Genomic DNA, 20,758 nt, shown 5'->3' with positions numbered 1-20,758 from the left:
TCGATTCAATGGGCAGTGGAAAGATCGCAGCCTCGCTTCGCTCGACAGCTCCTACAGAGCCCAGCACAAAGGCTGTGTACCGGGTCAGGAATAAGGAAAAAGGATGCCATGAACACTTACATCCGCTGGTTCCAACGCATCATCTGGGTCGGGATTGTCATGAACATGTTCTTCGCGATCCCGGCGCTGTTCGCGCCGGCGTTGCTGACGTCCATGATCGGCCTGCCCCCCGTATTGTCCGATCCCTGGCTGGAGAACGCCGGCATGTTGCTGGTGGGGATCAGCCTGTTCTACATGCCCTCGGGGTTCAACGCGCCGCGTTTCGTCGTGCATTCGTGGTTGTGCGTGCTGTCGCGGCTGGTGGCGGTGGTGTTCTGGATCTACCTGATCAACACCAACAACCAGGGCCAGCTGTTCGTGCCGATGTTGATGGGCGACCTGAGCATGTTCCTGATCCTGGGCGTGCTGTTGTACCTCGGTTGCCCGGTGGCCAATCGTCCGCTGGCCTTGCTCTGCGCCGGCTGGCGGGAATGGCGCGCCGGCTGGGCGCGGCGCTGGCAGAGCCACGGCTTCAAGGTCGGCACGTTGGTGGTGGTATTGCTGCTGGGTTTCATCGGCTACCAGACCTGGTACCAGATGATCCGGGAAGTGCCGCAACCGGACTTCGCCTCCGATGAAGACCATTACAAATACGCCGCCATTGGCCTGGGCATCGAGGCGCGGATTCCCTACTACCTGTTCGCCGTGTTGCCGCAGATGTGCCCGGAAAAACTGCCCAAGCCGGGCGGTTACGAGGTGTTCGGTTTTCTCTATGAAAACGGCAAAGACCTGCCCATCGGCATGGCCAAGCGGCAGCTCGGTTACCCTACGGTGGAACCCAACTGTGCCCTGTGTCACACCGGCTCCTATCGGGCCAATGCCAGTGACGTAGCGGTTCCGGTCGCTAGCGCGCCGGCCAATACCCTGCAACTGCAGGCCTTCCAGTGGTTCGCCTACGAGTGTGCCAGCGACCCGAAATTCACCCCCGATGCGGTGATGGCGGCGATTAACAGCAAGTTCCAACTGGGCTTTTTCGAGAAGCTGTACAACCGTTACCTGATCATCCCGATGGCCAAGAGCGCGCTGCTCAAGCAGAAGCAGGCGTACGCCTGGCAGAAGCTGCGTCCGGCCCAGGGGCCAGGGCGGACCGACACCTTCAACCCGACCAAAATGGTGGTGTTCGGCTTCCCGGATGACTCCACCATCGGCACCGTGGACCTGCCGCAGGTCTGGAACCAGAAACCGCGCGAGTCCATGTACCTGCATTGGGACGGCAATAACAACAAGATCCACGAACGCAACTACGCAGCAGCCATGGCCGTGGGTGCGACGCCGGAGTCGGTGCTGCCGCCGAGTTTCAACCGGGTGACCAACTGGCTGTTGGGCCACAAGGCACCGGCCTGGCCGTTCGCCCTGGACCAAGGGAAAGTCGCCCAGGGCAAACCGATCTGGGAGAAAAACTGCGCCGGCTGCCATGATTTCGGTCGCAGCGACACCGGCCAGGTCACCACCAACATCGACCAGTTGGGCACCGATCCCCATCGCCTGAACTCCTTCACCACCGGCCTGGTGGCGGCGTTCCACGGCTTCAAGAAACCGCCGTTCGACTTTGGCGCCTACCGCAAGACCCAGAGCTACAGCAACACCCCCACCGACGGCGTCTGGCTGCGCGCGCCGTACCTGCACAACGGTTCGGTGCCGACCCTGTGGGATTTGCTGCAACCGCCGGAGCAGCGTCCGCAGGTGTTCTACACCGGCTCCGACATCTACGACCAGGAGAAGGTCGGCTTCATCACCCGAGGCGCGCAGATGAAGGCGTCGGCCGATTTCAAATATGACACCCGCCTGGAAGGCAACCACAACGGTGGCCACCTGTATGGCACGCAGCTGTCGGACGTCGACAAACGGGCCTTGATCGAATTCATGAAAACCCTGTAGCCCAGGGCATTGCGAAGGAGCGTTCACATGTCATTACTGCACCATTGGGAACATGAGTTCGACAAGCTCAAGGTCCGTTTGCACGGGTTGGTCACGCGGCTGGAGATGTCCTGGCAGAAGCTCGTCAACGAGCTCGAGCCTGAAGAGTTCGAGGCCATCGTCAAGTTGCTGCAGCGGGGTCATGACCAGGCACAATATGTGATCAAGCATGGCGAGCTGCCGGACGACGAACCGGCCGTGCCGTGGGAGTTGTCCCACGGCTTGTCGATCCTCAAGATCGGCAACGCCACGCCCCTGCCGCAAAGCGTGGACGAGTTGCCGACCCGGGTACTCAAGGACGGCACCTTGCTCGGCTGCCGCAAATGGGAACTGCTGGACCTGTTGTGGAGCGAGGCGCTGCTCAAGTGGATCGAAAACCTGCGCCACCACGCGCCGTTCGCTACCAACCCGGCGTTGGTGAAAATGGACAACGACGTGGTGTTGGCGATTGCTGGTGACTGGGGCACCGGGCCGTTCGACAGTCATGCCCCGGCCGTGGCGGTGGCCAACCAGATGGAGCTGGCCCTGGCCGATTTCACCATCCATCTGGGCGACGTGTATTACGCCGGCACCCATTCCCAGGAAGACGTCGACATGGTCGGCTGGCCCCAGGGCAGGCATGGCGCGTTCACCCTCAATTCCAACCATGAGATGTACAGCGGTGCCCACGGCTATTTCAAGGAATTGTCCAAGCGTTTCCCGGTGCAGCAGGGCACCAGCTACTTTGCCTTGTACAACGACGACTGGCTGGTGGTCGGCCTGGACAGTGCCTACGCCTCGGACGCCATGAACCTGTACATGGACGGCACCCTCAACACCCAGCAGATCGAGTGGATGAAAACCCTGCCCAAACGCAAGAAACTCATGGTGCTCAGTCATCACCAGGGTTTTGATATTTCCGGGCACAACAAGACGGCGCTTTACCAACCGGTGTGCGATGCCTTGGGACGCGAGCCGGATTATTGGTATTGGGGGCATTTGCACAACGGCATCTGCTACGCACCGCAAGGCGGATTGCATGCGCGCTGCGCCGGGCACGGGGCGATTCCCTACGGTACTACCAGTGAGTTGAATGGGCATGCCCGGGTGCTGTGGTCGGAAACGCAATTGGCGGGTGACGAGGCGTATCCGCTGCGGGTGTTGAACGGGTATGTGAAGGTGCGGCTGAAGGGGGAGGAGATTGTCGAGACGTTTTATGGGGAGGATGGCAGTGTGCGGTGGTCTTCTTCCAAGTAGTCGGTGAGTGTCAGGCCGCTATCGCGAGCAAGCTCGCTCCCACAGGGGTTTAGTGTCGTTCACAAAACCTGTGGGAGCGAGCTTGCTCGCGATGCTTCTGACTTAGCCCTGGACCGGAACGCCCTTGAGGTACGGCGCCGGTTCGGCCCCCAGGTTGTTGAGCAAGCGCTCGCTGTACCAATCCACGAAGTTCACCACGCCGAACTCATAAGTCTTGGAGTACGGGCCTGGCTGGTAGGCGGTGGAGTTGATGCCGCGCTGGTTTTCTTCGGCCAGGCGACGGTCCTGGTCGTTAGTGGCGTCCCAGACTTCGCGCATGCGCGCCACGTCGTAGTCCACGCCTTCGACCGCGTCCTTGTGCACCAGCCACTTGGTGGTGACCATGGTTTCCTGGGCGCTGATCGGCCACACGGTGAACACGATGATGTGGTCGCCCATGCAGTGGTTCCACGAGTGCGGCAGGTGCAGGATGCGCATCGAGCCCAGGTCCGGGTTCTTGATGCGACCCATCAGCTTGGCGCAGCCTTGCTTGCCATCCATGGTCATCGATACGGTGCCCTTGAGCAGCGGCATGCGCACGATACGGTTACGCAGGCCGAAGCTGGCGTGGGCGTAAGGGATCTTCTCGGCGTCCCAGGCGGCGGCGGAAGCGGCCACATGGTCCTTGAAGGCCTGGTCGGCCCGCGGGTCGGTGACGTCGTCCCATTCCAGCAGGGTCTTGAGCAATTCAGGGTGCGAGGCGTTGCAGTGGTAGCACTCGCGGTTGTTTTCCAGCACCAGTTTCCAGTTGGCCTTTTCCATCAAGGTGGTTTGCACCGCCACCTTGGTGTTCTCCATGTCGTACGGTTCCATGTAATGGTTCAGCGTCGACAGGAAGTCATCGATGGCCGGCGGGTTCTCGGCCAGGCTGATGAAGATGTAGCCACCTGCGGTCTTCACGTTCACAGGCTTGAGGCCGTACTGCTTCATGTCGAAGTCGGCGCCCATCTCGGTGCCGGCGAACAGCAGGCGACCGTCCAGCTCGTAGGTCCACTGGTGGTAGTGGCAGACCAGTTTGGCGACCTTGCCCTTGTCGCTGGTGCACAGCCGCGAACCGCGGTGGCGGCAGACGTTATGGAACGCGTGCACCACGCCCTCGGCACCGCGAATCACGATGATCGGGTTCTTGCCGACTTGCAGGGTCAGGTAGTTGCCCTTGGCCGGGATTTCGCAGGTCATGCCGGCGATCAACCATTCTTTCTGGAAGATTTCCTGCATATCGATATCAAACAGGCGCTCATCGGAGTAGAACGGCTGCGGCAGCGAAAAGGTGCGCTCGCGCTCTTGCAGCATTTGCGCGGTGGCCTTGCGTGCGGGTTCCAGCGGATCGCCCAGGCTCAGGGTAGTGGTGTCCATCGTTTTATCCTCGTGGCCCTCTAAGCGGAGCCGGTGAAAATGACTTGGTAGCCGATGTAACGGGTTGGGATGGTCAATTCCGGCGCAGGAAATCCTGATCCTGCGTTGCCGCTCCTCGCCATAGCGGGCTATGACTCGTCACGGCGCCTTGGCTCAGCATTTCCTGCATCCGGACTTGCCTCACCCCAACCCGTCACATCGGCTACAGGTTGTGCTACGCAAGGCAGAAAACTTTGTTTATCTGTTGGGGCGAGTGTGGGGCCGCGCAGGGGCGCAACCTTATCCATGGGCGACATGGCCCAATCTGTTCCCGACGCGCAAGCCCCGGTAGTTGGGGGCTGGTCGCGATAAGTATGTGAATGTCGCAGATAGGTAAATGGTCACTCAGGCGCCTGCGCACAATCGCCCTCATGAAGGCCGACAGTCGGCCGTGGAGATCAGCATGTCCAATAACTTCCTGAACCCGGTCACGACCCAGACCTGGGCCAATGGCCGACATATCGTACGTTGCGTCAAAGTCATCCAGGAAACCTGGGATGTGCGCACCTTCTGCTTCATGGCTGACCAGCCGATCCTGTTCTTTTTCAAGCCTGGGCAGTTCGTCACCCTGGAGCTGGAAATCGAAGGCCAGCCGATCATGCGCTCCTACACCATCTCCAGCTCGCCGTCGGTGCCCTACAGTTTCTCGGTGACCATCAAGCGCGTGCCGGGGGGCAAGGTTTCCAACTGGCTGCACGACACCCTGCATGAAGGCCAGGAGCTGGCGGTACACGGGCCGGTGGGGTTGTTCAACGCCATCGACTTCTCCAGCCCCAAGGTGCTCTACCTCAGCGGCGGCGTCGGGATTACCCCGGTGATGTCCATGGCGCGCTGGTACTACGACACCAACGCCAATGTCGACATGACCTTTATCCACAGCGCCCGCTCGCCCAAGGACATCATCTACCACCGCGAGCTGGAGCACATGGCGTCGCGGATCGACAACTTCAGCTTGCACCTGATCTGCGAAAAACATGGCCTGGGCGAGCCCTGGGCCGGCTATCGCGGTTATCTGAACCACAAGATGCTGGAATTGATGGTGCCCGACTTCCTCGAGCGCGAGGTGTTCTGCTGCGGCCCGACCCCATACATGACCGCGGTCAAGCGCCTGCTGGAAGCGGCCGGCTACGACATGAAGCGTTATCACGAGGAATCCTTCGGCGCCACACCACCGGAAGCCCGCGCCGACGCCGTGGAACAGGCCGAACAAGCGGCCGACGCCCCGGAAGTCGATGCGGCGGACCTACACCTGGTGGAGTTCACCTCCTCGGGCAAGAGCATTCGCGTGGGGCCGGGCGAAACCGTGCACGCCGCGGCTGCCAAGCTCGGCATGATGATCCCCAAGGCCTGCGGCATGGGCATCTGCGGTACCTGCAAGGTGCTGAAGCTGGGCGGGGAAGTGGAAATGGACCACAACGGCGGTATCACCGAGGACGACGAGGCCGAGGGGTATATCCTGTCGTGCTGCAGCGTGCCGAAGGGGGATGTGCGGATCGATTTCTGATCTGTCCATCTGTAGGAGCTGTCGAGCAAAGCGAGGCTGCGATCTTTTGATCTTTCGCTTGAGATTCAATCAGGCTTGGAAAGATCGCAGCCTCGCTTCGCTCGACAGCTCCTACAGGATATCCGGTCGCCGGTTCAGGCGCCCATCACTTCGCGAATATCCGCCGCCAATTCCCGCACCCGCTCTTCCTCGGTATCCCACGAGCACATGAAGCGTGCGCCGCCTTTGCCGATGAAGGTGTAGAAGCGCCAGCCCTTGGCGGTCAGCGCGGCGATGGCCGGTTCCGAGAGTTGCAGGAACACGCCGTTGGCCTGGACCGGGAACATCAGTTCCACGCCGGGAATGTCGCTGACCAGCTCTGCCAGCAATTGGGCGCAGTGGTTGGCGTGGCGGGCGTGCTTGAGCCAGGCCTGGTTTTGCAGCAAGCCGACCCAGGGCGCGGACAGGAAGCGCATCTTCGAAGCCAGTTGCCCGGCCTGTTTGCAGCGATAGTCGAAGTCTTCGGCCAGATCATGGTTGAAGAACAGGATCGCTTCACCCACCGCCATGCCGTTTTTCGTGCCGCCAAAGCACAACACGTCCACGCCGGCCTTCCAGGTCAGGTCGGCCGGGGAGCAGCCGAGGAAGGCGCAGGCGTTGGAAAACCGCGCGCCGTCCATGTGCAGGTTCAGCCCCAGTTCCTTGCAGGTGACACTGATGGCGCGGATTTCTTCCGGGGTGTAGACACTGCCGACTTCCGTGGCTTGGGTCAGGGTCACGACCCGGGGCTTGGGGTAGTGGATGTCCTGGCGCTTGAGGGCGATCTCACGGATCGACTCGGGGGTCAGCTTGCCGTTTTCGGTGCGAGCCACCAGCAGCTTGGAACCGTTGGAGAAGAACTCCGGTGCGCCGCATTCGTCGGTTTCGACGTGGGCGGTTTCCGAGCAGATCACGCTGTGGTAACTCTGGCACAGTGAGGACAACGCCAAAGAGTTGGCCGCCGTGCCGTTGAACGCGAAGAACACTTCGCAGTCGGTTTCGAACAAGGCCCGGAAATCGTCCGCCGCGCGGTGGGTCCACTCGTCGTCGCCGTAGGCGCGCTGGTGACCCTGGTTGGCTTCTTCCATGGCCGCCCAGGCTTCGGGGCAAATGCCGGAATAGTTGTCGCTGGCAAACTGTTGACTCTTGTCGGTCATGGCCTTGCTCCTTGAATAGAGAGTCCTGGGTAAAGAGATCCCTGGCGGAATGCCCGGGTGGGGCGCTCCATGGTTCGGCGTGTTTGGGTCCACAGCGCCGTGTCAATGTTGGTGCGCACTTTACCCAAGATTAGCGGGGGAACACACCGGATGTTTCTGTCGGAAAGTATCAAACTCATCGAGCCGTTTTACACGTGAGCCGGCGCGACGGGGCGCTGGACCTGCTCAAGTGGCTGGCTCTGTTGGCGATGGTGCTCGATCATCTGCGATATGTCGGTTTCTCCGTCGATTGGCTGTACGTGCCGGGACGGTTGGCGTTCCCCTGGTTTTGCCTGGCGATGGCGGCGAACCTGGCGCGCAACGACGCCAGCACCGTCCCGTGGCGTTACCTGGGTTGGTTGCTGCTATTCAGCGCCGTCAGCGAAATCCCCTACCGCTTGTTCATCCCTGATCCCACCACCCTGAATGTGATGCCAACCCTGGTCCTGGGCTTACTGGTGGCGCGCGGTTGGCAGACACCCACCCTGGAGGCACGATGCCAGGCGGTGACGGTGTTGCTGCTGGCGGCGCTGTTTTCGCCGCAACTGATGTTCGGTTTCTTTGGTGTGCTGCTGCCGCTGGCGATGTTGCTGGTCTTCAAGCGTCCCTTGTACATGGCTTTGTTGCCGGGGCTGATCTGCGTGGCGGCCAATCAATGGCGGGTGTTGTATGGCGCGGCGTGGCTGGGGAATGGGGTGGCGCTTTGGGGATTGGTGGCCTGCCTGATCGCGCCATGGCTTGGGCTGGTGCTTTTGCGACAGGCTGGTCGTTTTCATCCACCTGCGATGCGGCGCTGGGCGTATGGCCTTTATCCCGCGCATTTCCTACTGTTGCTCGCGGTTCGCCATATCGTCGCGTAACCCTATGGGAGCAGCATCTTGGGAGCAAAGCCTGTGGGAGCAAGGCTTGCCCGCGATGAAAGCGCCGCGGTCTCCCGTGGACCGAGGCGCCTGGATCGCGAGCAAGCTTTGCTCCCACAGTGCTATCGCGCAGGCCTTGCTCTCCGACTCTTTGATCCCATGTCGTAAACGCACCTTTGCGTGGCGTCCATAGGCATTTGACATGCCTGCGCCAGCCATACCATCGCATCCAAAGGGCACGACCGAATGGTCCGTGCCTCACCGAGACGAAAGGCGCACCGCCGCCGCTGGGAGAGACGCGATGTTCAGCAAGCAAGACCAAATCCAAGGCTACGATGATGCACTGCTGGCGGCGATGAACGCCGAAGAGCAACGCCAGGAAGATCACATCGAACTGATCGCGTCAGAAAACTACACCAGCAAGCGCGTGATGGAGGCCCAGGGCAGCGGCCTGACCAACAAGTACGCCGAAGGCTATCCAGGCAAGCGCTACTACGGTGGCTGCGAACACGTCGACAAAGTCGAAGCCCTGGCCATCGAGCGCGCCAAGCAGTTGTTCGGTGCCGATTACGCCAACGTCCAGCCGCACTCCGGTTCTTCGGCCAACAGCGCCGTGTACCTGGCCCTGCTGCAGGCTGGCGACACCATCCTGGGCATGAGCCTGGCCCACGGCGGTCACTTGACCCACGGTGCCAAGGTGTCGTCCTCGGGCAAGCTCTACAACGCGGTGCAATACGGCATCGACACCACCACCGGCCTGATCGACTACGACGAAGTCGAGCGCCTGGCGGTCGAGCACAAGCCGAAGATGATCGTTGCCGGTTTCTCCGCTTACTCCAAGACCCTGGACTTCCCACGTTTCCGCCAGATCGCCGACAAGGTCGGTGCCCTGCTGTTCGTCGACATGGCCCACGTTGCCGGTCTGGTCGCCGCCGGTCTGTACCCTAATCCATTGCCTTACGCCGACGTGGTCACCACCACCACCCACAAGACCCTGCGCGGTCCACGTGGCGGCCTGATCCTGGCCAAGGCCAACGAAGAGATCGAGAAAAAGCTCAACGCCGCGGTATTCCCCGGCGCCCAGGGCGGCCCGTTGATGCACGTGATCGCCGGCAAGGCGGTGTGCTTCAAGGAAGCGGCGGAGCCTGGCTTCAAGGCTTACCAGCAGCAAGTGATCGATAACGCCCAGGCCATGGCTGGCGTGTTCATCAAGCGCGGCTACGATGTAGTGTCCGGTGGCACCGATAACCACCTGTTCCTGGTCAGCCTGATCCGTCAGGGCCTGACCGGCAAGGACGCGGATGCTGCCCTGGGCCGCGCCCACATCACCGTCAACAAGAACGCCGTGCCGAACGACCCGCAATCGCCGTTCGTGACCTCGGGCCTGCGTATCGGCACCCCGGCGGTGACCACGCGTGGTTTCAAGGTGACCCAGTGCGTCACGCTGGCCGGCTGGATCTGCGACATTCTCGACAACCTCGGCGATGCCGATGTCGAGGCCAATGTCGCGCAGCAAGTGGCGGCCCTGTGCGCGGACTTCCCGGTTTATCGCTGAGTCGGTTTTGGAGTAATGACTATGCAACGCTATTCGGGCTTCGGCCTCTTCAAACACTCTCTCAGCCATCACGAAAACTGGCAGCGGATGTGGCGTACGCCGACCCCGAAAAAGGTCTATGACGTGGTCATCGTCGGCGGTGGCGGGCATGGCCTGGCGACCGCCTACTACCTGGCCAAGGAACACGGCATCACCAACGTGGCCGTGGTCGAGAAGGGCTGGTTGGGCGGCGGTAACACCGCGCGCAACACCACCATCGTGCGCTCCAACTACCTGTGGGACGAATCGGCCCACCTGTACGAACACGCGATGAAACTCTGGGAAGGCCTGTCCCAGGACCTGAACTACAACGTGATGTTCTCCCAGCGTGGCGTCTACAACCTGTGCCACACCCTGCAGGACATCCGTGATTCCGAGCGTCGCGTCAGCGCCAACCGCCTCAACGGCGTGGACGGCGAGCTGCTCAACGCCAAGCAAGTGGCCGACGAGATCCCGTACCTGGATTGCTCGAAAAACACCCGCTACCCGGTGATGGGCGCCACCGTCCAGCGTCGCGGCGGCGTGGCCCGTCACGATGCCGTGGCCTGGGGCTTTGCCCGGGCGGCGGACGCGTTGGGCGTGGACCTGATCCAACAGACCGAAGTGATCGGTTTCCGCAAGGAAAACGGCGTATGCATCGGCGTGGAAACCAACAAGGGCTTCATCGGTGCCAAGCGCGTCGGCGTGGTGACGGCCGGTAACTCCGGGCACATGGCCAAGCTCGCGGGCTTCCGCCTGCCGATCGAATCCCACCCGCTGCAAGCGCTGGTGTCCGAGCCGATCAAGCCGATCATCGACAGCGTGATCATGTCCAACGCCGTGCACGGCTACATCAGCCAGTCCGACAAGGGCGACCTGGTGATCGGTGCTGGTATCGACGGCTACAACGGCTACGGCCAGCGTGGCTCGTACCCGGTGATCGAACACACGGTCCAGGCCATCGTCGAGATGTTCCCGGTGTTGTCCCGCGTACGCATGAACCGCCAGTGGGGCGGCATCGTCGACACCACGCCGGACGCCTGCCCGATCATCTCCAAGACCCCGGTGCCGAACATGTTCTTCAACTGCGGTTGGGGCACTGGCGGCTTCAAGGCCACCCCGGGCTCGGGCAACGTCTTCGCTGCAAGCCTGGCCAAGGGTGAAATGCACCCGCTGGCCGCGCCGTTTTCCATCGACCGTTTCCACAACGGCGCACTGATCGACGAACACGGCGCTGCTGCCGTCGCCCACTAACAGGAGAAATCCCTATGTTGCACATCTTCTGTCCTCACTGCGGCGAACTGCGCTCCGAAGAGGAATTCCATGCATCCGGCCAGGCGCATATCCCGCGTCCACTGGATCCGAATGCCTGCACCGACGAACAGTGGGGCGACTACATGTTCTTCCGTGACAACCCACGCGGGTTGCACCACGAGCTGTGGGATCACGTCGCTGGTTGCCGCCAGTACTTCAACGTGACTCGCGACACCGTGACCTACGAGATTCTCGAAACCTACAAGATCGGCCAAAAGCCGCAATTCACCGACAAGGCTGACAGTCCGAAAGCGGCCGCACAGGCTCTGGGAGAGAAGGTATGAGCCAGATCAATCGCCTGTCCAACGGCGGACGGATCGACCGCAACAAAGCGCTGAGCTTCACCTTCAACGGCCAGACCTACAAAGGCTTCGAGGGCGATTCCCTGGCCGCCGCGCTGCTGGCCAACGGTGTCGACATCATCGGCCGCAGCTTCAAGTATTCGCGTCCGCGCGGCATCTTCGCCGCCGGTGCCGAAGAGCCGAACGCGGTGCTGCAGATCGGTGCCACCGAAGCCACGCAAATCCCTAACGTGCGCGCCACGCAACAGGCGCTGTACCAGGGGCTGGTCGCCACCAGCACCAACGGCTGGCCGAACGTGAACAACGACATGATGGGCATTCTCGGCAAGGTCGGCGGCAAGCTGATGCCGCCGGGCTTCTACTACAAAACCTTCATGTACCCGCAATCGTTCTGGATGACCTACGAGAAGTACATCCGCAAGGCCGCAGGGCTAGGTCGCTCGCCGACCGAGAACGATCCGGACACCTACGACTACATGAACCGTCACTGCGACGTGCTGATCGTCGGCGCAGGCCCCGCTGGCCTGGCCGCCGCACTGGCCGCGGCCCGCAGCGGTGCGCGCGTTATCCTGGCCGATGAGCAGGAAGAGTTCGGCGGTAGCCTGCTCGAATCCCGCGAGAGCCTGGACGGCAAGCCGGCGACCGAATGGGTCGCTGCTGCGGTGGCTGAACTGCAATCGATGCCGCAAGTGTTGCTGTTGCCTCGCGCCACGGTGAACGGTTACCACGACCATAACTTCCTGACCATCCACGAGCGCCTCACCGACCACCTCGGCGACCGCGCACCGATCGGCCAGGTCCGCCAGCGCATCAACCGCGTCCGCGCCAAGCGCGTGGTCCTGGCGACCGGCGCCTGCGAGCGCCCGCTGGTCTATGGCAACAACGACGTGCCGGGCAACATGCTGGCCGGTGCGGTGTCCACCTACGTGCGTCGCTACGGCGTGGCACCGGGCAAGAAACTGGTGCTGAGCACAAACAACGACCACGCCTATCGCGTGGCCCTGGACTGGTTCGACGCCGGCCTGCAAGTGGTGGCTGTCGCCGATGCGCGCAGCAACCCGCGTGGTGCGCTGGTGGAAGAAGCCCGCGCCAAGGGCATTCGCATCCTCACCGGCAGCGCCGTGATCGAGGCTCGTGGCAGCAAGCGCGTCACCGGGGCACGTGTTGCCGCGATCGACGTCCGTGCCCACAAAGTCACCAGCCCCGGCGAATGGCTGGACTGCGACCTGGTGGCCAGCTCCGGCGGCTACAGCCCGGTGGTTCACCTGGCTTCGCACCTGGGTGGCAAGCCGATCTGGCGTGAAGACATCCTCGGTTTCGTACCGGGCGAAGCACCGCAAAAGCGTGTCTGTGTCGGTGGTGTGAATGGTGTCTACAGCCTCGGTGATAGCTTGGCTGACGGTTTTGAAGGCGGCGTGCGCGCGGCCAACGAAGCCGGCTTCAAAGCGGTGGAGGGTGTGTTGCCCAAGGCCCTGAGCCGTCACGAAGAGCCGACCCTGGCGCTGTTCCAGGTGCCTCACGAAAAATCCACTGCACGGGCACCGAAGCAATTCGTCGACCTGCAGAACGACGTCACTGCCGCCGCCATCGAACTCGCCACCCGCGAAGGCTTCGAATCGGTGGAACACGTCAAGCGCTACACCGCACTGGGCTTCGGTACCGACCAGGGCAAACTGGGCAACGTCAACGGCCTGGCCATCGCGGCCCGTTCGCTGAACGTGAGCATTCCGCAGATGGGCACCACCATGTTCCGTCCGAACTACACGCCGGTGACCTTCGGCGCGGTGGCGGGCCGGCACTGCGGGCACATCTTCGAGCCAGTGCGCTTCACCGCGCTGCATGCCTGGCATGTGAAAAGCGGCGCCGAGTTCGAAGACGTCGGCCAGTGGAAGCGTCCTTGGTACTTCCCGAAGAACGGCGAAGACATGCATGCCGCGGTCAAGCGCGAATGCAAGGCCGTGCGTGACAGCGTTGGCCTGCTGGACGCCTCGACCCTGGGCAAGATCGACATCCAGGGTCCGGATGCTCGCGAGTTCCTCAACCGCGTCTACACCAACGCCTGGACCAAGCTCGACGTGGGCAAGGCCCGCTACGGCCTGATGTGCAAGGAAGACGGTATGGTCTTCGACGACGGCGTAACGGCCTGTCTGGCGGACAACCACTTCCTGATGACCACCACCACCGGCGGCGCGGCGCGCGTGCTGCAATGGCTGGAAATCTATCACCAGACCGAATGGCCGGACCTGAAGGTGTACTTCACCTCGGTCACCGACCACTGGGCAACCATGACCCTGTCGGGACCCAACAGCCGCAAGCTGCTGAGCGACGTCACCGACATCGACCTGGACAAGGACGCTTTCCCGTTCATGACCTGGAAGGAAGGCCTGGTGGGCGGCGTACCGGCGCGGGTGTTCCGCATTTCGTTCACCGGTGAACTGTCGTACGAAATCAACGTGCAGGCCGACTACGCCATGGGCGTGCTCGAGCAGATCGTCGAGGCCGGGAAGAAGTACAACCTGACCCCGTATGGCACCGAGACCATGCACGTATTGCGGGCCGAGAAGGGCTTCATCATTGTCGGTCAGGACACTGACAGCTCGATGACCCCGGACGACCTGAACATGGGCTGGTGCGTAGGACGGACCAAACCGTTCTCGTGGATCGGCTGGCGCGGCATGAATCGCGAAGATTGCGTGCGTGAAGAGCGCAAGCAACTGGTGGGCCTCAAGCCGATCGACCCGAATGTCTGGCTGCCGGAGGGCGCGCAACTGGTGTTCAACACCAAGCAGGCGATCCCGATGACCATGGTTGGCCACGTGACCTCCAGCTATGCCCACAACTCCCTGGGTTATTCATTTGCCATGGGTGTGGTCAAGGGCGGCCTCAAGCGGATGGGCGAGCGCGTGTTCGCGCCATTGGCCGACGGCAGCGTGATCGAGGCAGAGATTGTTTCTTCGGTGTTCTTCGATCCGAAGGGGGATCGGCAGAATATCTAACATTTAAGCCCTGTGGTGGGGGCGTGTGGGAGCAAAGCTTGCTCGCGATGCAGGCGACACGGTAGCCATCAGACCGAGTTATCGTTCATCGCGGGCAAGCCTTGCTCCCACAGCGCCACGCACCGGCAGGTCGAACAAGCATTCAGACAGGTGCTCCATATGACCGCAGTCAACGTGTACCCACAACGCCCAACCACCGGGGCCAAGGCCGAGTCGTCGCTGCACCATGCCGACCTCGCCAGCCTGGTGGGCAAGGGCCGCAAGAACGCCGGCGTGACCGTGCGCGAGAAAAAACTCCTGGGCCACCTGACCCTTCGTGGCGACGGTCACGACCCGGCGTTCGCCGCCGGCGTGCACAAGGCCCTGGGCCTGGAATTGCCGGGCGCCCTGACCGTCATCGTCAAGGGTGAAACCAGCCTGCAATGGCTTGGCCCGGACGAGTGGCTGCTGGTGGTACCCACCGGCGAAGAGTTTGCCACCGAGAAAAAACTGCGTGAAGCCCTGGGCGACCTGCACATCCAGATCGTCAACGTCAGCGGTGGCCAGCAGATCCTCGAACTGTCCGGCCCGAATGTGCGCGACGTGCTGATGAAATCCACCAGCTACGATGTTCACCCAAGCAACTTCCCGGTGGGCAAGGCCGTGGGCACGGTGTTCGCCAAGTCGCAACTGGTGATCCGCCACACGGGCGAAGACACCTGGGAACTGGTGATCCGCCGCAGCTTCTCGGATTACTGGTGGCTGTGGTTGCAGGACGCCGCGGCTGAGTATGGCTTGAGCGTGCAGGCCTGATTCTTGGTCTTGGAATGCTGTTGTGGCGAGGGAGCTTGCTCCCGCTCGGCTCTGTAGGAGCTGCCGAAGGCTGCGATCTTTTGATCTTTCGCTTGGGATTCAAGTGTCCTTGGAAAGATCGCAGCCTCGTTTCACTCGACAGCTCCTACAGAGCCCAGCGGGAGCAAGCTCCCTCGCCACAGGGTTCTATGTCGCCCAGTTAATTTTGAACAGGAGTCACCGCAATGAGCCGCGCCCCAGACACATGGATCTTGACTGCCGACTGCCCCAGCGTGCTCGGCACGGTGGACGCGGTGACCCGCTTTCTGTTCGAGCAGGGCTGCTACGTCACCGAGCACCACTCCTTCGACGACCGGCTTTCGGGGCGCTTCTTCATTCGCGTGGAGTTTCGTCAACCCGACGGTTTTGACGAGCAGAATTTCCGTTCCGGCCTGGCCGAGCGTGCCGAAGCCTTCGGCATGGTTTTCGAACTGACGCCGCCCAACTACCGGCCCAAAGTGGTGATCATGGTCTCCAAGGCCGATCACTGCCTCAACGACTTGCTCTACCGCCAGCGCATCGGCCAGTTGTCCATGGACGTGGTGGCCGTGGTATCCAACCACCCCGATCTCAAGCCGTTGGCCGACTGGCACCAGATTCCCTACTACCATTTCCCCCTGGATCCGAACGACAAGCCCTCCCAGGAGCGGCAGGTGTGGCAGGTGATCGAAGACACTGGTGCTGAGCTGGTGATCCTTGCGCGCTACATGCAAGTGCTGTCGCCGGAGTTGTGCCGCAAGCTCGACGGCAAGGCGATCAACATCCACCACTCGCTGCTGCCGGGCTTCAAGGGCGCCAAGCCGTATCACCAGGCCTACAACAAAGGCGTGAAGCTGGTGGGTGCCACGGCGCACTACATCAACAACGACCTGGATGAAGGTCCGATCATCGCCCAGGGCGTGGAAGTGGTGGACCACAGCCACTATCCCGAAGATTTGATTGCCAAGGGCCGCGATATTGAAGGGCTCACCCTGGCCCGGGCCGTGGGGTATCACATCGAGCGAAGAGTGTTCTTGAACGCCAATCGCACTGTCGTTCTTTAGACCGACATCGCGAGCAAGCTCGCTCCCACAGGGAGTACGCGATCAACTGTGGGAGCGAGCTTGCTCGCGATGAGGCCCTTACAGACGACAAAGAAACAAAGACACAAGCACTAACCCGAGCAATCAACGCGCTGCCTGCCTGGGCAACGCAGTTCCACAAAAACAACAGCGAGGTGAAAGCATGTCTGGTAATCGTGGTGTCGTGTATCTCGGCAACGGCAAGGTCGAAGTACAGAAAATCGACTATCCAAAAATGCAGGACCCGCGCGGCAGGAAGATTGAGCACGGTGTCATCCTGCGCGTGGTCTCCACCAACATCTGCGGCTCCGACCAGCACATGGTGCGCGGCCGTACCACCGCCCAGACCGGTCTGGTCCTGGGTCACGAAATCACCGGTGAAGTGATCGAAAAGGGCAGCGACGTCGAGAACCTGAAAATCGGTGATCTGGTGTCGGTGCCGTTCAACGTGGCTTGCGGGCGCTGCCGTTCCTGCAAAGAGCAACACACTGGCGTCTGCCTGACCGTCAACCCGGCCCGTGCCGGCGGTGCCTACGGTTACGTGGACATGGGCGACTGGACTGGCGGCCAGGCTGAATACGTACTGGTGCCGTACGCCGACTTCAACCTGCTGAAACTGCCGGACCGCGACAAGGCCATGGAGAAAATCCGCGACCTGACCTGCCTGTCCGACATCCTGCCGACCGGCTACCACGGCGCAGTCACCGCCGGCGTTGGCCCTGGCAGCACCGTCTACATCGCCGGTGCCGGCCCGGTTGGCCTGGCGGCCGCTGCTTCCGCCCGTCTACTGGGCGCGGCCGTGGTGATCATTGGCGACGTCAACTCCATCCGCCTGGCCCACGCCAAGGCTCAAGGTTTCGAAATTGTCGACCTGTCCACCGACACTCCGCTGCACGAGCAAATCGCCGCACTGTTGGGCGAGCCAGAGGTAGATTGCGCCGTCGACTGCGTCGGCTTCGAAGCCCGCGGCCACGGCCATGACGGCGTCAAGCACGAAGCCCCGGCCACCGTGCTCAACTCATTGATGGGCGTGGTCCGCGTAGCCGGCAAAATCGGCATCCCCGGCCTCTACGTCACCGAAGACCCGGGTGCTGTCGATGCGGCGGCGAAAATGGGCAGCCTGAGCATCCGCTTCGGCCTGGGCTGGGCCAAATCCCACAGCTTCCACACCGGCCAGACCCCAGTGATGAAGTACAACCGCCAACTGATGCAGGCGATCATGTGGGACCGTATCAACATTGCTGAAATCGTTGGCGTACAGGTGATCAGCCTGGATGACGCGCCGAAGGGTTACGGCGAGTTCGATGCGGGCGTGCCGAAGAAGTTTGTGATTGATCCGCATAAGTTGTTCAGTGCGGCGTAAGCGGTAAAGGGCAAGACGGGGAAAGGGCGACTGTGATGTCGCCCTTTTTATTCAGCTCAGCGTAAAGCGTGGGTGATGTGAGGATGTAAGTATTGGCTGCTTAAGTTCGTCGAACTCTGTTGCGCGACACCTCCTCGTAAGACGGTGGAGCATCGTAAGGTGGTGGCGGAGTATCATCGTAACCGGGAGGCACAACGCCAAATCGATGTCTAAGAGCAGTTAGCCCTGGATCATTGTCATCCATAACAACAGCTGGTCTATGACCTTCAGCAGCTCTACGAGCTCTCCTTGCTGTGAAGGGGTCCCACCATGAGTGTTGTGAAGAAGCGCGCGGCCGAGAGAGTTCCGGTGATGGGGGGCCTGAAGCAAACGGAATGTCCGATGTCTCACCCCCGTCTAAGTAGTAGGAATGCGAGCCGCGACGGGAGGCAGAAGGCGAGTGATGTACTGCTATCGTTTCTCTAGTTGTCCATGCAGCAGTTAAATCGTTCGGGCTCTTTGATGCGATGGGAGAAGGAGGGGGCGTAAGTGGTCTATTGGGAACTCCGTTGGTTGGGAACCCTGAGATGCCTTGTCCTGCTGTCTCTTGCACTGCAAGGTTATAGGCCCGATCAGCACGCGCTACTCGCGACGATGGCTGTATGAATCCCAGTGCCCTCCCAATGGATTTAAACCATGCCGGTAAGTGCCCCGTCGGATCCACCCGATTTACCGGATCTCCAACACAGTACGTATAAGCATTCACGCCCCCGTCCCCAAACGGACTCAAACTGTCCGGGCTGTTAAACCGCATCAATACCGGATTGAACGCCCGATACCCATTACCCAACAAATAATGCCCCGTCACCGGATCCGGCCGTTCGCCGTTGAAGCCGAGCAGGCTGAGTAAGCCGTTTTCCGCAGGGCGATGACCGTAGGGTGTGTAGGCGAGGGGATGAGGCTGTGTGGCATCGAGCGCGTGCAGCACCGAGCGTTGCTGATCGGTGGCGAGCAAGGTGCTTTCGATGACGCCATCCTGGCGCTGTTGTTGCGCCAGGAGTTGATCGCCCTGCTGGAAAATCGAGCGTTGTACCGAGCCCTGGATCTCGCTGGTCAGGCGCTCCTTCAGGTAGAAGCGCTGGGTGTGGGCCTGGGCCGATGGCGTGCAATCGGCCAGGCGATCCAGTGGGTCATAGTGGTAACGGCAGAGCAGCGTTTTGTGGTTTGCCGACATGGATTGACTCCTGCGTGAGCCGAGGGTTAATCCGGCGTCACTCTCATGGCTTGCATGCCTTTGTCACTCTTCTCGATTTCAAAGAAGACTGTTTGCTTCTGTTTCAATGTTTTATAACCCTCGCCGGCGATCGCCGAGTAATGAACGAACAATTCCTTGCCTCCTTTGCCGCAAGTGATGAAGCCATAGCCCTTTGCATCGTTAAACCACTTCACGGTTCCTTTGATTCGGTCGCTCATTTTTATTCTTCCTGCTTGCCCGAATGAAGAAAGGCACAGGGACTGTGGTTTGCCCAGAGCCTTGTTTGTCGTTGTCACGGCTGCAGGTTAGAACCCGAATGAACAGTTGCCTACTGTCAAGGTTGACAGTAGGCAATGCCGAGAGGAAATAACGGCTTGCGCGTTGATAGTCGGATGACTGGCGCCGCGGTCAGGCCATGGCTTGTGCCTGCAAGCGGCGACCGATCACGTCCAGCACGTCGCAGCCATCGCGCAAGGGAATCGCCAGGAGCAGGGCAACGTTTTGGAGGACGACGGGATGAATGGTAGGTATAGCGCGTTAACCCTTGACCCGGCTTTGTTTGCTATTTGTGGAACTTCATTTTTGTTTCGTTGCATTCAGCACCACGTCGCTGCAACTGAAAAATGTTTCGCGGGCCGGGTCTTCGTGACGTTGCCACATTATAAAAATCACGGACCTGCTGCCGGTGACGTAACCCTCGGGCAGTTGTACGTCCAGGTAATAATGACCCGGGCCTTTGGCCTCCGGTGCGAGCGTGACCTTGACGTCTGGCGATTGCTTGAGTGCGGCCCACTTGAGGTTATCCGGGTCGGCCAGGTAGACCTGGAATTGACTAGGTTCATGCATCTGGATGGCGATGTAGCTCAGCTGGACGCGCCCATCCTGTACTTCCAGGTTGGTGGTGTGCCAGGCATCGTGAATGATATTGATGCTGTTGAACCTGTCCTGCCCGGCAGAGCAAAGTTTTCCATCGGGGACAAGGTCCTGCAGATTTGTGCCGGCGGGAATGTTCTGTGAATAGGCACTCCAGTCATTGAATAAACGGGCGCGTTCCCAGTCCGCATTTCCCGCACCTACGAATGCTGCTCTGCAAGCGGCGTTTCTAATATTTTCACTACCGTTGTTGTAATCCTTTTGCTCCCAGCAATAGTACTGGCGCGAAGGTGGCAACTGCGAGGTGCCATGTTTGATCTCAGGAGCCGTCGAAGGGGGTGCACTGTTCGTGCAGCTTATTAAACCCATGCAGGACAACAGGAGACTGCTCAGGGCAAGGCCGGAATGTTTCATGGTGAGTTCCTTTCATGGCGTTTCGGCGTAGAGAAAAGTACTTAGCTCAAAGCGATATTTTCTGATGCCTTGCCAGCTTAGAACTGAGGAAAATAGTTGCCTACTGTCAGGCTTGACAGTAGGCAAGGCCAAAAGGAAATAACCTATTCTGCATTGCGCCAGTGACCGTCACGCCAAGGCTTGCGCCTGCAAACGCCGGCCAATGACATCCAGCACGTCGCAGCCGTCGCGCAACGGAATCGCCAGGAGCAGGGCGAAGTCGTGGCGGACGACGGCGTCGGAACTGAGCTCTTCGCGAAAGGCGATGTTTTCCAACAGTTGGGTCACGGCGCGGATGCGGTAGGCGGCGGTTTCGTGGAGGACGTCGAGGGGGGCTTGGGTATCGATGAGCAGGGCGGCGGGGGAGCAGTCGACGCCGGTGAGGGGCATGTATCGGTTCATGGCTAGAGCCTTTATTGATTAATAAAATTAGGACTTCAGGCCGTGGTGTATCGAGTCGCCAAACCCGAGTCGCCATGTGGACGACGGGACAA

Annotated in this window: 18 protein-coding genes; 12 read left to right on the top strand and 6 right to left on the bottom strand. The window is 60.9% G+C overall.

Features of this window, described 5'->3' with window-relative positions:
- The first annotated feature begins 108 nt into the window (after window positions 1-108).
- Both LOY50_RS26565 and LOY50_RS26560 read left to right on the top strand, forming a co-directional pair.
- The gene (locus LOY50_RS26565) at window positions 109-1,977 is read left to right on the top strand and encodes a hypothetical protein (protein WP_258689574.1); all 1,869 of its coding nucleotides are present in this window, start codon (window positions 109-111) and stop codon (window positions 1,975-1,977) included.
- A gap of 27 nt (window positions 1,978-2,004) precedes the next feature.
- Window positions 2,005-3,252, top strand: a complete 1,248-nt coding sequence (locus tag LOY50_RS26560; RefSeq protein ID WP_253470050.1) for a metallophosphoesterase — start codon at window positions 2,005-2,007, stop codon at window positions 3,250-3,252.
- A 102-nt stretch (window positions 3,253-3,354) separates the two neighbouring features.
- Here LOY50_RS26560 and gbcA read toward each other — a convergent pair whose 3' ends face one another.
- Window positions 3,355-4,647 (bottom strand): glycine-betaine demethylase subunit GbcA, encoded by a 1,293-nt coding sequence (gbcA, locus tag LOY50_RS26555; protein WP_258689571.1) that lies wholly within the window; start codon window positions 4,645-4,647, stop codon window positions 3,355-3,357.
- 442 nt (window positions 4,648-5,089) lie between these two features.
- Here gbcA and gbcB point away from each other — a divergent pair, with 442 nt between their 5' ends.
- Window positions 5,090-6,190 (top strand): glycine-betaine demethylase subunit GbcB, encoded by a 1,101-nt coding sequence (gene gbcB / locus LOY50_RS26550; protein ID WP_214509908.1) that lies wholly within the window; start codon window positions 5,090-5,092, stop codon window positions 6,188-6,190.
- A gap of 134 nt (window positions 6,191-6,324) precedes the next feature.
- On the opposite strand, the gene LOY50_RS26545 is transcribed toward gbcB, so the two are convergent.
- Window positions 6,325-7,365 carry a low specificity L-threonine aldolase gene (locus tag LOY50_RS26545; protein WP_214509907.1) on the bottom strand — a complete coding sequence of 347 codons (1,041 nt, stop codon included), beginning with the start codon at window positions 7,363-7,365 and terminating at the stop codon, window positions 6,325-6,327.
- 194 nt (window positions 7,366-7,559) lie between these two features.
- On the opposite strand from LOY50_RS26545, the gene LOY50_RS26540 reads away from it, so the two are divergent.
- The 8 genes from LOY50_RS26540 (at window position 7,560) to fdhA (ending at window position 17,704) form a co-directional block, all read left to right on the top strand.
- On the top strand, window positions 7,560-8,264 hold the full coding sequence (locus LOY50_RS26540; protein ID WP_253470045.1) for a TraX family protein: 705 nt from the start codon (window positions 7,560-7,562) through the stop codon (window positions 8,262-8,264).
- Window positions 8,265-8,565: 301 nt separating this feature from the next.
- Window positions 8,566-9,819, top strand: a complete 1,254-nt coding sequence (gene glyA / locus LOY50_RS26535) for a serine hydroxymethyltransferase (RefSeq protein ID WP_003206308.1) — start codon at window positions 8,566-8,568, stop codon at window positions 9,817-9,819.
- 21 nt (window positions 9,820-9,840) lie between these two features.
- A complete protein-coding gene (locus LOY50_RS26530) occupies window positions 9,841-11,091 on the top strand; it encodes a sarcosine oxidase subunit beta (RefSeq protein ID WP_003177603.1) in 1,251 nt (416 codons plus the stop codon).
- Window positions 11,092-11,105: 14 nt separating this feature from the next.
- Window positions 11,106-11,435 carry a sarcosine oxidase subunit delta gene (locus LOY50_RS26525; RefSeq protein ID WP_003206305.1) on the top strand — a complete coding sequence of 110 codons (330 nt, stop codon included), beginning with the start codon at window positions 11,106-11,108 and terminating at the stop codon, window positions 11,433-11,435.
- Window positions 11,432-14,449, top strand: coding sequence for a sarcosine oxidase subunit alpha (locus LOY50_RS26520; protein WP_214509904.1), 3,018 nt, complete (start codon window positions 11,432-11,434; stop codon window positions 14,447-14,449). Before LOY50_RS26525 ends, LOY50_RS26520 begins: the two co-directional genes overlap by 4 nt.
- A gap of 159 nt (window positions 14,450-14,608) precedes the next feature.
- Window positions 14,609-15,241, top strand: coding sequence for a sarcosine oxidase subunit gamma (locus LOY50_RS26515; RefSeq protein WP_258689570.1), 633 nt, complete (start codon window positions 14,609-14,611; stop codon window positions 15,239-15,241).
- Window positions 15,242-15,465: 224 nt separating this feature from the next.
- Complete coding sequence (purU, locus tag LOY50_RS26510; RefSeq protein WP_014340578.1) at window positions 15,466-16,323, top strand: formyltetrahydrofolate deformylase; 858 nt, start codon at window positions 15,466-15,468, stop codon at window positions 16,321-16,323.
- Window positions 16,324-16,504: 181 nt separating this feature from the next.
- Window positions 16,505-17,704, top strand: a complete 1,200-nt coding sequence (gene fdhA / locus LOY50_RS26505; protein ID WP_003177608.1) for a formaldehyde dehydrogenase, glutathione-independent — start codon at window positions 16,505-16,507, stop codon at window positions 17,702-17,704.
- Window positions 17,705-17,804: 100 nt separating this feature from the next.
- Here fdhA and LOY50_RS29245 read toward each other — a convergent pair whose 3' ends face one another.
- Complete coding sequence (locus tag LOY50_RS29245; RefSeq protein WP_408980876.1) at window positions 17,805-18,671, bottom strand: RHS repeat-associated core domain-containing protein; 867 nt, start codon at window positions 18,669-18,671, stop codon at window positions 17,805-17,807.
- 6 nt (window positions 18,672-18,677) lie between these two features.
- On the opposite strand from LOY50_RS29245, the gene LOY50_RS29240 reads away from it, so the two are divergent.
- The gene (locus LOY50_RS29240) at window positions 18,678-18,935 is read left to right on the top strand and encodes a hypothetical protein (RefSeq protein WP_408980877.1); all 258 of its coding nucleotides are present in this window, start codon (window positions 18,678-18,680) and stop codon (window positions 18,933-18,935) included.
- 8 nt (window positions 18,936-18,943) lie between these two features.
- Here the strand turns inward: LOY50_RS29240 and LOY50_RS26495 are convergent, their stop codons facing one another.
- From LOY50_RS26495 to LOY50_RS26485, 3 genes are all read right to left on the bottom strand, one after another.
- Window positions 18,944-19,156, bottom strand: coding sequence for a cold-shock protein (locus tag LOY50_RS26495; protein ID WP_024619756.1), 213 nt, complete (start codon window positions 19,154-19,156; stop codon window positions 18,944-18,946).
- Between the two features lie 358 nt (window positions 19,157-19,514).
- Entirely contained in the window at window positions 19,515-20,225 is a 711-nt protein-coding gene (locus LOY50_RS26490) for a lytic polysaccharide monooxygenase (RefSeq protein ID WP_258689567.1), read from the bottom strand.
- Window positions 20,226-20,393: 168 nt separating this feature from the next.
- Window positions 20,394-20,666 carry a hypothetical protein gene (locus LOY50_RS26485; protein WP_258689565.1) on the bottom strand — a complete coding sequence of 91 codons (273 nt, stop codon included), beginning with the start codon at window positions 20,664-20,666 and terminating at the stop codon, window positions 20,394-20,396.
- Window positions 20,667-20,758: the final 92 nt, after the last annotated feature.

The sequence above is a fragment of the Pseudomonas sp. B21-010 genome, from assembly GCF_024749325.1.
In the GTDB taxonomy this organism is placed as follows: Bacteria; Pseudomonadota; Gammaproteobacteria; order Pseudomonadales; family Pseudomonadaceae; genus Aquipseudomonas; species Aquipseudomonas kilonensis.
This window is presented reverse-complemented; position numbering and strand designations above follow the sequence as displayed.